General features: G+C 70.3%; 11 protein-coding genes. 6 read left to right on the forward strand and 5 right to left on the reverse strand.

The genetic code is table 11. The annotated features are described in order from the left end of the window. Positions 1 to 42 precede the first annotated feature (42 nt). The 3 genes from ACWFRJ_RS15845 (at position 43) to ACWFRJ_RS15855 (ending at position 3,304) form a co-directional block, all read left to right on the forward strand. Positions 43 to 1,479, forward strand: coding sequence for a uracil-xanthine permease family protein (locus ACWFRJ_RS15845; RefSeq protein ID WP_453529955.1), 1,437 nt, complete (start codon positions 43 to 45; stop codon positions 1,477 to 1,479). 99 nt (positions 1,480 to 1,578) lie between these two features. Further along, on the forward strand, positions 1,579 to 2,283 hold the full coding sequence (locus tag ACWFRJ_RS15850) for a DUF5995 family protein (RefSeq protein WP_453529958.1): 705 nt from the start codon (positions 1,579 to 1,581) through the stop codon (positions 2,281 to 2,283). Positions 2,284 to 2,371: 88 nt separating this feature from the next. Then, positions 2,372 to 3,304 carry an LLM class F420-dependent oxidoreductase gene (locus ACWFRJ_RS15855; protein ID WP_453529961.1) on the forward strand — a complete coding sequence of 311 codons (933 nt, stop codon included), beginning with the start codon at positions 2,372 to 2,374 and terminating at the stop codon, positions 3,302 to 3,304. An 88-nt stretch (positions 3,305 to 3,392) separates the two neighbouring features. Here the strand turns inward: ACWFRJ_RS15855 and ACWFRJ_RS15860 are convergent, their stop codons facing one another. The 4 genes from ACWFRJ_RS15860 to ACWFRJ_RS15875 form a co-directional block, all read right to left on the reverse strand. After that, entirely contained in the window at positions 3,393 to 5,087 is a 1,695-nt protein-coding gene (locus tag ACWFRJ_RS15860; RefSeq protein ID WP_453529964.1) for a flavin monoamine oxidase family protein, read from the reverse strand. A 62-nt stretch (positions 5,088 to 5,149) separates the two neighbouring features. Further along, positions 5,150 to 5,938, reverse strand: coding sequence for a carbon-nitrogen hydrolase family protein (locus ACWFRJ_RS15865; protein WP_453531138.1), 789 nt, complete (start codon positions 5,936 to 5,938; stop codon positions 5,150 to 5,152). A 312-nt stretch (positions 5,939 to 6,250) separates the two neighbouring features. Continuing rightward, complete coding sequence (locus ACWFRJ_RS15870) at positions 6,251 to 6,706, reverse strand: Lrp/AsnC family transcriptional regulator (protein WP_351168714.1); 456 nt, start codon at positions 6,704 to 6,706, stop codon at positions 6,251 to 6,253. A gap of 10 nt (positions 6,707 to 6,716) precedes the next feature. Continuing rightward, a complete protein-coding gene (locus ACWFRJ_RS15875) occupies positions 6,717 to 8,180 on the reverse strand; it encodes an amino acid permease (RefSeq protein ID WP_453529967.1) in 1,464 nt (487 codons plus the stop codon). A 334-nt stretch (positions 8,181 to 8,514) separates the two neighbouring features. Between ACWFRJ_RS15875 and ACWFRJ_RS15880 the strand changes: the two genes are divergently transcribed. From ACWFRJ_RS15880 to ACWFRJ_RS15890, 3 genes are read left to right on the forward strand one after another with little or no spacing between them, the layout of a single operon-like run. Further along, entirely contained in the window at positions 8,515 to 9,630 is a 1,116-nt protein-coding gene (locus ACWFRJ_RS15880) for an LLM class flavin-dependent oxidoreductase (RefSeq protein ID WP_453529970.1), read from the forward strand. 23 nt (positions 9,631 to 9,653) lie between these two features. Then, positions 9,654 to 10,463 carry an SDR family NAD(P)-dependent oxidoreductase gene (locus ACWFRJ_RS15885; protein WP_453529973.1) on the forward strand — a complete coding sequence of 270 codons (810 nt, stop codon included), beginning with the start codon at positions 9,654 to 9,656 and terminating at the stop codon, positions 10,461 to 10,463. Further along, positions 10,460 to 11,470 (forward strand): GDSL-type esterase/lipase family protein, encoded by a 1,011-nt coding sequence (locus ACWFRJ_RS15890; protein WP_453529976.1) that lies wholly within the window; start codon positions 10,460 to 10,462, stop codon positions 11,468 to 11,470. The genes ACWFRJ_RS15885 and ACWFRJ_RS15890 overlap by 4 nt, the downstream gene beginning before the upstream one ends. On the opposite strand, the gene ACWFRJ_RS15895 is transcribed toward ACWFRJ_RS15890, so the two are convergent. Then, a complete protein-coding gene (locus ACWFRJ_RS15895) occupies positions 11,467 to 12,909 on the reverse strand; it encodes a GuaB1 family IMP dehydrogenase-related protein (RefSeq protein WP_453529979.1) in 1,443 nt (480 codons plus the stop codon). The genes ACWFRJ_RS15890 and ACWFRJ_RS15895 overlap by 4 nt on opposite strands. Positions 12,910 to 12,941 lie beyond the last annotated feature (32 nt).

Below are 12,941 nucleotides of genomic sequence, written 5' to 3' on the forward strand. Positions count from 1 at the left end.
GGTCATACCCACAGCTCGGCGCACAGAAGGCGGAACAGAACCATGGATCTCGGCGTGCGCTGGAGACTGCACGGCGACGGGCGCACCCCCGCGCCCGGAGCCGTCGTCCGTCCCGACGAGCGGCTCTCGTGGCCGCGGACCATCGGGCTCGGTGCCCAGCACGTCGTCGCCATGTTCGGCGCTTCGTTCGTGGCGCCCGTCCTGATGGGCCTCGACCCGAACCTCGCGATCATGATGTCGGGCGTCGCGACCGTCATCTTCCTGCTCGCCACGCGCGGCCGGGTACCCAGCTATCTGGGCTGTTCGCTCTCCTTCGTGGGCGTGGCCGCCGTCATCCGCGCGCAGGGCGGCTCCTCCGCGACGGTGACGGGCGCGGTCTTCGTGGTCGGCGCCGCGCTGTTCCTGGTGGGCCTCGCCGTCCAGAAGTTCGGGGCGCGGATCATTCACGCCGCGATGCCGCCGATCGTCACCGGCGCCGTCGTCATGCTGATCGGCTTCAATCTGGCGCCGGTCACCGCCTCCACGTACTGGCCGCAGGACCAGTGGACGGCGCTCCTGGTGATGCTGTTCACCGGTTTGGCCGTGGTGTGCCTGCGCGGATTCTGGTCACGCGTCGCGATCTTCCTGGGGCTGATCTTCGGGTACGTCCTGTCCTGGGTCCTCGACCTGACCTTCGGCAAGATCCACTCGGCGGACGGCTCGGGCAAGGTCGTCGACCACTGGCGCCTGGACCTCTCCGCCGTCGGCAACGCCGACTGGATCGGCCTGCCGTCCTTCCACGCGCCGAGCTTCGAGTGGTCGGCGATCCTCGTCGCGCTGCCCGTCGTGATCGCGCTGGTCGCGGAGAACGCCGGGCACGTCAAAGCGGTCGGCGAGATGACCGGCGACAACCTGGACGGCAAGCTCGGCACGGCGATCTCCGCCGACGGCGCCGCGTCCATGCTCTCCACGGCGGTCGGCGGCCCGCCCAACACCACGTACTCCGAGAACATCGGCGTGATGGCGGCGACCCGCGTCTACTCCACGGCCGCGTACTGGGCCGCCGCGGGCTTCGCCCTGCTCTTCGGCCTCTGCCCCAAGTTCGGCGCGGTCGTGGCGGCCATCCCGGGCGGCGTGCTCGGCGGCATCACCGTCATCCTCTACGGCATGATCGGCCTGCTCGGCGCCCAGATCTGGATCAGCGCCGGGGTGGATCTGCGCAATCCGCTGAACCTGGTACCTGCCGCGGCGGGCATCATCATCGGCGTCGGCGGTGTCTCACTGAAGATCAGCGACAACTTCGAGCTCAGCGGCATCGCACTCGGCACGATCGTCGTGATCACGGGCTATCACGTGCTTCGCGCCTTCGCCCCGCCGCACCTCAAGTCGCAGGAGCCGCTCCTCGATTCGGGCACGTCCTCGTACGACGACGCCGACGAGGCCCCCGACGAGGTCCCGGAAGCGGGCACCGACGGCTCTCAGCCGCGCGCAAAGTCGTAGCCCCTCCTCCAGGGGCACACACGGTCGCCGTTCCCTCGTTCTGGGGAAGCGGGCGGTGCGGCGGCACGCGGGTCGGCCCGGGGCTGGGAACCTGCCAGCATGGCGCAGTTGGAGCGGTTCGCGGAGTTCACAGGCCCGGCGCACGGGGTTGACGGCGTGGTGACGCGGATGCGCGCGCTGGGCGACGGGTTCCCTTCGGGCGATGGGGTCGGGGTCTTCAACCGGGTCTATCTCTCGGTCACCGAAGAGGTCGCCCGGCAGGTCGACAGCGGCGGCTTCCCGGACGCCGGGGCCGCGATCACGCTGGACGTCCTGTTCGCCGAGCGCTATCTGACGGCGGTCGACACGGTGTCCGCCGACCGCAGGCCGCCCGCCTGCTGGCGGCCGCTGTTCGAACTCCGGCGCCATCCCGGCGTACGTCCCCTGCAGTTCGCGCTCGCGGGCATCAACGCGCACATCGGGCACGATCTTCCGCTGGCCGTCGTGGACACCTGCCTGGCCCTGGGCTGCGAACCGGCGGACCTGGAGGACGAGTTCGACCGCGTCGGCGACATCCTCGTCTCCCTTGAGGAGCGCATCCGCGAAGACCTCATGCCGGGCCCCGACCTCTTCCAGGTCGCCGATCCGCTCACCCATCTCCTCGGCTCCTGGAGTCTGGAGCGGGCCAGGGACAGCGCCTGGGCGACAGCGCTCGCGATGCGGGCCCTGCACGACCTGCCCTCCGTCGCCGAGACGTTCCGCGACCGCCTGGATGGAGCGGTCGGCCTGGTCGGCCGGATGCTCCTCACGCCCCTACCGGACTGATCCGGCCGCTTCGCGAGGGTCGCCGGATAACTCCCTTCCTGTCGCTGTACGTTGACGGAAGCGATCCCGGATGTGAAGGAGCACCAGCATGCCCACACGACTCGGACTCAGCCTCCCGCAGGGCCGGCAGTACAGCATCGGCCGTGACGTCCCGGCGGTGGCCCGCGCGGCCGAGGAGATCGGGTACGAGAGCCTGTGGGTCTACGAGCGTGTCCTGTTCCCCGAGCCCGCGACGCAGGGTCTGTACGGCATCGACGGCCTGCCCTGGCCGGACACGTACCGCTCGGTGCCCGACCCGCTGATCACGCTGACGCTGGCGGCCGCGGCCACGGAACGGGCGCGCCTGGGCACGAGCGTCCTGGTCGCCCCGCTGCACGTGCCGTTCCAACTGGCGCGCTCGCTTGCCACGTTGGACGCGGCGAGCGGCGGTCGCGTCGTCGCGGGCCTCGGCACCGGCTGGTCGCACGATGAGTACGCGGCCGCGGCGGTGGCCCCCTTCAACAAGCGCGGCAAGGTCCTGGACGAGCTGATCGACGTCTGCCACGCGGTCTGGGGCCCGGACCCGGTGTCGTACGAAGGGGAGCTGACCACGATCGCGCCCTCCGTGGTCGGCCCGAAGCCCGCCCGTCCCATCCCGATCCTGCTGCCCGCCAACAGCCCGCGCTCCCAGCGCAGGCTCGTCGACCGCGCCGACGGCTGGATGCCGGTGGGCATGGGCGCCAAGGCGCTGACCGAGCAGGCCCAGGCGCTGAAGGAACTGGCCGCCGAGCGGGGACGCACCGAACCGGTTCAGAGCGTCCTGCGGGCCAACGCCCGGTACACGGCGAAGGCCTACGAGGGCGAGAAGCGCTCCCCCTTCCAGGGCAACGTCGCGCAGATCGTCGAGGACCTCCAGGCCCACGCCTCGGTGGGCGCGGTGGAGGAGATCCTCATCGAACTCCAGGGCAGCACGCGGGACGCGGAGGAGCTGAAGGATCTGGCGGCGGAGGTGTACGAGGCGGCACGGGCGGCCGGGGTATAAAGCGCTCTGAAGGGGCGCGGGGAACTGCGCGACCAGCCACGACGGCCCGGCAGATTCCCACGCGCCCCAGGCGAAACGACGCTGCCCGTCAGTCCTCCGGCAGCTCGACGGGTGCGATCTCGTCGTACAGGTCGCCGGGCCCGGGGTTGGTGGCGTCGGTCGCACCGCCGAAGTGGTGCATCACGCCCCACACCGCGTTCAGCGCGGTCTGCACAGCGCCCTCGGCCCAGCCCGCGGTCCAGGAGATGTCGTCACCGGCGAGGAAGATCCCCCGCTTGTCCTCGGGCAACGAGCCCTGCATGAAGTGCGTGAACAGGCGCCGCTGGTAGCGGTAGTGACCGGGCAGGTTCGCCTTGAAGGCGCCCATGAAGTAGGGCTCGTTCTCCCAGGACACGGTCACCGGGTTGCCGATGATGTGCTTGCGGATGTCGACCTTGGGATAGATCTCGCCGAGCGACTTGAGCATGACCTCCATGCGCTCGTTCGCCGAAAGCGGCAGCCACTTGAGGCTGTCGTCGCACCACGTGTAGGAGAGGCAGATGACGGCGGGCTTGTCCGGCCCGTCGTCGAGCAGGTAGGTACCGCGCGTCATCCGGTCGGTGAGCGTCATCGACATGACGTCACGTCCCGTCTCCTCGTCCTTGTCCAACCAGAACGGCCGGTCGACCGGCACGAAGAGCTTGGAGGACTCCATGTAGTGGGTCCGCTCCATCGCCGTCCAGTGGTCGATGGGGAAGAGCGTGTCGTCGCACGCGATCTTGGAGAGCAGCATCCAGGACTGGGCGGTGAAGATCGCCGCCTGGTAGGTGCGGATGTCGCCCGACGCGTCGGTGACGGTGACGCGGTTGCCCGCGGTGCGGTCGAGACGCGTCACGGCGGGCTTCGGCACACCGCCCTCGTGCAGCGAGCTCAGGGACGTGCCGAGCCCCCAGTGCACGATCTTCTGCGGCTCGCGGTCCCACATGCGCAGCGGCAGCTGCTGGCTGCCGCCGACGATGCCGCGGTGGTGGTCGTCGGCCTCGGTGTAGACGACGCGCAGGATCTCCAGGATGGAGTTCGGGAAGTCGGTGTCCCAGCCGCCCGTGCCGAAGCCGACCTGACCGAAGATCTCGCGGTGCCGGAAGGACTTGAAGGACTCGGACTCGCAGAGGAAGCCGTAGAAGGTCTGGTTGTCGAGCTTCTCGACGAGCTTGGACCAGATCTCGCGGATCTTCGGTACGTCGCGCTCGCGCAGGGCGCGGTTCATGTCGGAGAAGTCGGCGCCCTCCTCCAGGCAGGAGTTCCAGGCGTTCATCACGTCGCGGTAGACCTGGGGAAGGTCGTCGACGGACGTCGCGTAGTGGGACTCGCCCTTGAGGTCGACGACCGTCGAGGGGGTCGATTCCGCGAGGGGGTTGGGGAACGGCTGGGTCTTGAGGCCCACCAGGTCGATGTAGTGCTGCAGCGCCGTCGAGGACGGCGGGAAGCGCATCGCGCCCATCTCGGCGGTCAGGTCGCCGTCACACCCGTCGAAGCCGACCGTGCGAAGGCGCCCGCCGATCTGGTCCGCCTCGTAGACGACGGGTTTGAGGCCCATCTTCATCAGTTCGTACGCCGCCACGATGCCGGACAGGCCACCGCCGATGACCGCGACCTCCGTGCCGTGCTCGGTCGCGGGTATCTGGCCGAGGCCCGCCGGGTGGGCGAGGAAGTCGTCGTACGCGTACGGGAAGTCCGGACCGAACATGGTGATCGGCGGCTGCGCGTCGGTGTGCTGGACGGCGGTGGGCACCGTGGACGTCATGAGGTACGGACTCCTTGCGGGAACGGCAGAACAGAAGAAGGGGAAGCTCGGGAGCGGGAGGCTCAGGTCAGGGACGAGTACAGACCCGGGCGGCGGTCGTCCAGATAGGGGTTGGCCTCGCGCGACGCGGCGAGGAAGGCCGGGTCCGCGTCGGCGAACACCATCTGCTCTTCCCGTCCGGCGCGGGTGCGCGCGACGCCGTCGGGTCCGGCGAGCGTGGAGAGTCCGACGAACTCGAACTCCCCTTCCTTGCCGACCCGGTTGACGTAGGCGACGTACATCTGGTTCTCGAAGGCCCGCACCGGAACGACGGACTCGGCGACGAACTGGAAGGGGTGCATCTGGGCCGTGGGCACGAGCAGCAGGTCGGTGCCCGCCAGGGCGTGCGCGCGGACGTTCTCCGGGAACTCCACGTCGTAGCAGATCATCAGGCCGATCCGCAGCCCGCCCAGCTCGGCCTGGACGACGGCCTGTTCGCCGGGGGTGAAGGACTCGCGCTCGAAGCAGCCGAAGAGGTGGGTCTTGCGGTAGTTGGCCAGGCGCCCGCCGTCGGGGCCGATCAGCTGGACGGAGTTGAAGACCTGCTCGCCGTCCCGCTCCGGGTAGCCGTAGGCGATCGCGACGCCGTGGCGTACGGCACTCTCGGCGATCGCGGCGGCCGAAGCTCCGTCGGCGGCCTCGGCGAGGCGCGGCACGTCGTCGCCGATGGCGTACCCGGTGAGGTACAGCTCGGGCGCCACCAGGAGGCCCGCGCCCGCGTCGGCGGCACGGGCGGCGGACTCGTCGAGCGCCTTCAGATTGGCGGCGACGGAGCCGGGGCGGCCCGAGCTCTGGAGCAGGGCTGTGCGCAGCGGGGGCATGGCGGGACCTCGGGGCATGCGAAGGGACTGAGGGGCTGGTGGGGATCATTTAGACGGTACGGTCGGCGGCCCCGGCCCGACAAGGCGCGAGCGTTGCGGGCCGCCGCTCGATCCGTTGCGCGTGTGAGGCCCTGAGCGGCGATTCGTTGCGTGGCGGCCTGGGACCGGGGTCGTATCGTTGTTCACCGCCCGGCGCAGGGTGCGCCCGAGTGCGTGAGTACGGCTCCGTTCGACAAGACGAAGCCGGGCAGCGGCGACCTGCGCGTACTGCCGATGAAGCAGCGCCCCGAAGGGCCGCAGGCACTAGGCGGGCGCTCCCGAAGAGAATCGGCGCATCAAGGGTGAAAGCACGAGCACGGACTTCGTCCGCTCCACGAAGTGCTCGCCCGCGATCCGCTCCAGTACGCGCTCGAAGTGCCGCATGTCGGCGGCGAAGACCTGGACGACGGCGTCCGCGTCACCGGTGACGGTGGACGCGGACGCGATCTCCGGATACCTCTCCAGACCCCGCCGAATCGCCTCCGGCGAGGTGTTGCGACGGCAGTAGATCTCGATGAACCCCTCGGTCTCCCAGCCGAGCGCGGCCGGGTCGACCCGCACGGTGAATCCCGTGATGGCGCCCGTCTCCCGGAGCCGGTCCACGCGCCGCTTGACGGCGGGCGCGGAGAGCCCGACCAGCTGGCCGATGTCGGCGTAGGAACGGCGGGCGTCCTCGGCGAGGGCGTGCACGATGCGTTCGTCGAGATCGTTCAGTCGCACTGGGGGTGGATCACTTCTCTGCGGAGGCCAATCGGGAGCGGCTCATGCCGTAAAGGAAGTAGAACACGAGGCCGACGGCCATCCAGACACCGAAGACGATCCAGGTGATCGAGTCGAGGCTGAACATGTTGTACGCGCAGAAGCCGAAGCCGAGCACGGGGAAGAGCCAGCCGAGCGGCACCCGGAAGGTGCGCGGCATGTCGGGTTTGGTCCGGCGCAGCACGATCACCGCGATGTTGACAAGGCCGAAGGCGAAGAGCGTGCCGATGCTGGTGGCGTCGACGAGCTTGCCGAGCGGGATGACGGAGGCGAGCGCGGCGCAGAAGAGCGACACGATGACCGTGTTCACGCGGGGCGTGCCCGTCTTCCTGCTGACCTTGCCGAACACCTTGGGGACCAGGCCGTCGCGGGACATGGCGAACAGGACGCGGGTCTGGCCGTAGAGGACGGTCAGGACGACGGACGCGATGGAGATGACCGCGCCCGCGGCGAGCAGCGTGCCCCAGAAGCTCTGGCCGCTGACGTCGTTCATGATCGCGGCGAGCGTGGCCTCGGAGCCCTCGAAGTCCTTCCAGTTCCAGGCGCCGACGGCGACAGCCGCGACCAGGACGTAGAGCGCCGTGACGATGATCAGCGACAGCATGATCGCGCGGGGCAGGTCGCGCTGCGGGTTCTTCGCTTCCTCACCGGCGGTGGAGGCTGCGTCGAAGCCGATGTAGGAGAAGAAGAGGCTCGCGGCGGCGGCGCTGACGCCGGCCGTGCCGAGCGGCATGAAGTCGGAGTAGTTGCCGGACTTGAACCCCATGAAACCGATGGTGCAGAAGAGCGCGAGCGCGGCGATCTTCACGATGACCATGATCGTGTTGGCCCGCGCCGACTCCTTGGCTCCGCCGAGCAGGAACACCATGGCGAGCAGGACGACGATCAGGCCGGGCAGGTTGATGATGCCGCCCTCGCCGGGTGCCGAGGAGAGCACGTCCGGGATGGTGACGCCGATGGTGCCGTCGAGCAGTTCGTTGAGGTACTCGCCCCAGCCGACGGCGACGGCGGCGACCGAGACGCCGTACTCCAGGACCAGGCACCAGCCGCAGACCCAGGCGACGAGTTCGCCCATCGTTGCGTACGCGTACGAGTACGAGGACCCCGCGACCGGAATGGAGCCCGCCAGCTCGGCGTAGGAGAGCGCAGAGAAGAGGGCGGTGAGCCCGGCGAGCACGAAGGACAGGGTCACGGCGGGCCCGGCCTTGGGGACGCTCTCGCCCAGGACGACGAAGATGCCGGTGCCGAGCGTGGCGCCGATGCTGATCATCGTCAGCTGCCACATGCCGAGGGAGCGCCGCAGCGAGCCGCCTTCACCCTGGCCGCCCTCCGCGACCAGGAGTTCCACCGGCTTGCGCCGCATCAAGCGGCCGCCGAACCCCCTGGCCCCCGAGGGGTTCGGGCGGTCCTGCGGGGGTGCGCCTTGGTCGAGCACGCGTGGCTCCTTCATCGCTGCCTGTCAGGGCGGCGGGACCCACGGCAGCTCCCACGCATGGTCGGGGACCGCCGAGCAGGCGGGCCCCGCCACACCACGTACAGCGGATGACTCTATGAGGCGAGCTTCACATACGTAATGGAGCAACCTTGCGCGGCCCCGCACGATCGTTGCGTACTTCCCCTCCCCGCGGGTCTTCGTTGCGCGGTCCGATTCGTCCGTTGCGTGCCGAGGCGCCGGGGAAGTGGTTGACACTTCGTCAGATCTGCCTCATCGTGCACCCCGGTCGAGCCGATCGCGCACCGCAGGACGGTCGAGAGGGAGGCAGCAGGCCATGGACCTCGATGTGCTGTACGAGATCGACGTACCGAAGCCCTGGAACGGACCCCACCCGCTCGGCCAGCGCACCGCCGAGCAGCGCGCCTACCGCGAGGCCGTGGAGCAGATCCGGCTCGCGGACCGGGTCGGCTTCCGCACGGTGTGGGCCGTGGAGCACCACTTCCGCGAGGGCCGCTCGCACTGCCCCGCGCCCGAGGTCCTGCTCGGGCATCTCGCGGCGCTCACCGAGCGGATACGCCTCGGCTTCGGCGTCACGCTCACCCCCTTCGGCTTCACTCCCCCGCAACGGATCGCGGAGAAGGTGGCGGCGGTGGACGTGCTCTCGGACGGGCGCGTGGAATGGGGCACGGGACGGTCAACCCCCATGGAGCAGACGGCCTTCGGCGTCGACCGCGAGCAGTCGCGGTCCGACTGGCGCGAGGCGATCGAGATCGTGACGGGCATGTGGCGCGAGGAGTACTTCGCCTACGAGTCCGAGCGCTTCACCTTCCCCCGGCGGATGGTCACCCCCAAGCCGGTCCAGGACCCGCACCCACCCTGCTGGATGGCGGCCACGTCCCCCGGTTCGGCGGAGGTGGCGGGCGCGGCGGGGCTCGGCCTGCTCTCCTTCTCGATCATGCAGCCGCTCGACGCGATGGCCCGCCAGGTCGCCGCCTACCGCGCGGCGGCGCGCACGCCCGCCCCGATCACGGACGTCACCACCGACCGCGTCAGCGCGTACACGCTGGTGCACGTGGCGGACCGGCCTTCGCAGCGGGTCTGGGACTCGGTGGCCTGGTGGTACCGCAACCTGGCCCAGTTCACGCTCGACTGGGAACTGCCGCACCTGACCCCCGCCGAGCGCGAGCGGACCTTCCCGCTCCTCACTCCGATCATCGAAGGGAGCGTCCCCGTCGAGGAGTTCAACGACGGCGACATGATCCTCATCGGCGACGCGGAGACCATCGTGCGTAAGGCCAAGCGCTACGCCGACCTCGGCATCGACCAGCTCATCTGCTACGTCCAGTGGGGCTACCTGGAACACCAGGAGGTCCTGCGCACGATCGAGATCCTGGGCAAGGAAGTCATCCCGGAGCTCGCGTCGTACCGGCCCCGGCGGGCGGCGCCTTGAGCGAGCCTTCGGCGGGCGACACCGTGAGCGAGCCTCTCGACACTTCCCCCGTCCCGGACTACGCCACCCTGCACCGCCTGGACGGCCGCGCCTTCGTCCTGCTCGGCGCGGGCAACGGCATCGGCCGCCAGACCGCGCACGCGCTCACGGCGGCGGGCGCGCGGGTCCTGTGCGTGGATCTCGACAAGGGCCGCGCCGATGCGGTCGCGGCCGAGACGGGCGGCATCGCGTACGTCGCCGACGTGACGCGGCGCGAAGAGATGCGGGAGCTCTTCGCTCACGCACGAAGGGAGTTGGGCGAGATCGGCGGTGTCGTCGACATCGTCGGCATGGCCCGCTACACGCCGCTCGACGAGCTCGACGACGCGTCCTGGGACTGGCACTTCTCCCTCGTCCTGCGGCACGCCTGGCTCGCGGTCCAGTACGGCGGCGATGCGCTCGCCGACGCGGGCGGCGGTCCCTTGGTCTTCGTGGCGTCGGTCTCGGGCCTGACGGCGGCGCCCCTGCACGCCGCCTACGGCGCGGCCAAGGCGGGCCTGATCTCCCTGGTCCGCTCGGCGGCGGTGGAGTACGGCCCGCGCGGGGTACGGGTGAACGCGGTGGCCCCCGGCGTCGTCTGGACGCCGCGCGTGGCGGGCCTGATCGGCGAGGAGGGCCGTGCGCGGAACGCCCGCAACGCCCCGCTCGACCGGGTTGCCGAGACCTCGGACATCGCATCCGCCCTGCTCTTCTTCGCCTCGCCGCTCTCCTCCTACGTCACCGGGCAGACGCTCGTGGTGGACGGCGGGGTCGGCGTGAAGTTCCCGTATCCGACCATCGGGGGCGCCCGGTGAGGGAGTTCGTGCGCGGTGCGGCCTGGTGGACCGAGGACGGCCGCGTGGTGCGCGCCGACCCGGCCGACCGGGAGCGGCTGCCCGGGGACACGTGGGAGCGGGCGGGTGTCCCGGCCGGGGTACGCCTCGCATTCACGGCGCGCGGAGTGAGCGCGGTGGAGATCGCGTACACCGCCTCTCCCTCGTCGGCGGCGGACTCGTATCGCAACGCGCCAGCGGTGTTCACGCTCCTCGCGGACGAGGACGCCATCGACACACCCGCGTCTCCCGGCGACGAGTGCCGAACTCTGATCCATCTCCCTTATCCCGAAGGCGAGTTCACCCTCCACCTGCCGGAAGCGCTCCGGCCCGCCCTGCACGGAGTACGCCCGGTCGACGGCACCCTGACGCCTGCGGCCCGTCGGCCGCGCTGGCTCGTCTACGGCGACTCGATCACGGAGGGCTGGTCGGTCTCGCGTCCGCATCTGGCGTGGCCCGCCCTTGCGGGACGGGCTCTCGGCGTGGAGTCGGTGAACCTCGGCTACGCGGGCGCGGCACGCGGAGAACTGGCATCCGCCGAGCAACTCGCCTCACTGGAAGCCGACTTGCTCACCGTCGCCTTCGGCACGAACTGCTGGTCGCGCACGCCGCATTCGGCGGGGCTCCTGTACGAGACGACGCGGGCGTTCCTGGACCTGCTACGCCGGGGCCACCCGGACGCTCCCCTCCTGGTTGTCTCCCCGGTGGTGCGCCCGGACGCCGAGACGACACCCAACGCGCTGGGCGCCACGCTCGGGGACCTGCGATCCGCCGTGGAACGGGCGGCGGTGGACGCGGGGGCGGGCCTGCTCCCGGGCTCCGGGTTGCTGCACGCCGGGCACCTGGTCGACGGCGTACATCCGGGAGACGAGGGCCACGAACTGCTGGCAAAAGCGGTGGTGTCAGCGCCCCGAAGGGGCGCGGGGAACTGCGCGATCAGCCACGGCGAACCCGCGGACGAATGGCACAGCTCCCCGCGAAGCGGCTAGCTCCAGCTGGCGTGAAGGGGCTTGCCCTCCGCGTAGCCCGCAGCGCTCTGCACACCCACGGTCGCCCGCTCGGCGAACTCCGCCAGCGAGCCGGCACCGGCATACGTGCAGGACGAACGGACGCCCGCGATGATCGAGTCGATCAGGTCCTCGACGCCGGGCCGCTCCGGGTCCAGGAACATCCGCGAAGTCGAGATGCCCTCCTCGAACAGCGCCTTGCGGGCACGGTCGTAAGCCGACTCCTCGCTGGTGCGGTTCTTGACCGCACGCGCCGACGCCATGCCGAACGACTCCTTGTAGAGGCGGCCGTTGGCGTCCTGCTGCAGGTCGCCCGGGGACTCGTACGTCCCGGCGAACCACGAACCGATCATCACGTTCGACGCACCGGCGGCCAGCGCCATGGCGACATCACGGGGGTGACGGACACCGCCGTCGGCCCACACGTGCTTGCCGAACTTCGCGGCCTCCGCGGCGCATTCGAGCACCGCGGAGAACTGCGGGCGGCCGACGCCGGTCATCATGCGCGTGGTGCACATGGCGCCGGGGCCCACGCCGACCTTGATGATGTCGGCACCGGCCTCGATCAGGTCACGTACGCCCTCGGCGGCGACGATGTTGCCCGCGACGATCGGCACCTGCGGGTCGAGCGCGCGCACGGCCTTCACCGCGGCGATCATCGACTCCTGGTGGCCGTGCGCGGTGTCCACGACGAGCGTGTCGGCGCCCGCGTCGAGCAGCTGCTTGGCCTTGGTCGCGACATCGCCGTTGATGCCGACGGCGGCGGCGATGCGCAGCTTGCCGTTGGCGTCGAGAGCGGGCGAGTAGAGAGTCGCGCGCAGGGCGCCCGTACGGGTCAGGATGCCGGCGAGGCGGCCGTCCTTGCCCACGGCGGGGGCATAGCGGCGGTTGGCGGCGTCCAGCTTGTTGAAGGCGTCGCGCGGGTCGATGTCCGCGTCGAGCAGCACGAGGTCCTTCGACATCACCTCGGAGATCTGGGTGAAGCGGTCGACGCCGTTCAGGTCCGTGTCGGTGACGACGCCGACCGGCTTCTGGTCGGCGTCCACGACGACGGCCGCGTTGTGCGCGCGCTTGGAGAGCAGGGCGATCGCGTCGGCGACGGTCTGCGTGGGGGCCAGGACGATGGGGGTGTCCAGGACGTGGTGGCGCGTCTTGACCCAGGAGATGACCTCGGTGACGACCTCGATCGGAATGTCCTGCGGGATCACGACGAGGCCGCCGCGGCGGGCGACGGTCTCGGCCATCCGGCGCCCGGCGATCGCGGTCATGTTCGCGACGACCAGCGGGATCGTGGTGCCGGTGCCGTCGGGGGCGGAGAGGTCCACGCCCTGACGCGATCCGACGGCGGAGCGCCGCGGCACCATGAAGACGTCGTCGTACGTCAGGTCGTACGCAGGCTGGATGTCATTGAGGAAACGCACGTGCTGCTCATCCCAGTCGAAAAGAGGTGGCC

It is taken from the genome of Streptomyces sp. NPDC055239, from assembly GCF_053606205.1.

Coding starts and splice junctions, on each gene's coding strand:
- ACWFRJ_RS15845 (WP_453529955.1), top strand. CDS start 43: ATGGATCTCGGCGTGCGCTGGAGACTGCACGGCGACGGGCGCACCCCC.
- ACWFRJ_RS15850 (WP_453529958.1), top strand. CDS start 1,579: ATGGCGCAGTTGGAGCGGTTCGCGGAGTTCACAGGCCCGGCGCACGGG.
- ACWFRJ_RS15855 (WP_453529961.1), top strand. CDS start 2,372: ATGCCCACACGACTCGGACTCAGCCTCCCGCAGGGCCGGCAGTACAGC.
- ACWFRJ_RS15860 (WP_453529964.1), bottom strand. CDS start 5,087: ATGACGTCCACGGTGCCCACCGCCGTCCAGCACACCGACGCGCAGCCG.
- ACWFRJ_RS15880 (WP_453529970.1), top strand. CDS start 8,515: ATGGACCTCGATGTGCTGTACGAGATCGACGTACCGAAGCCCTGGAAC.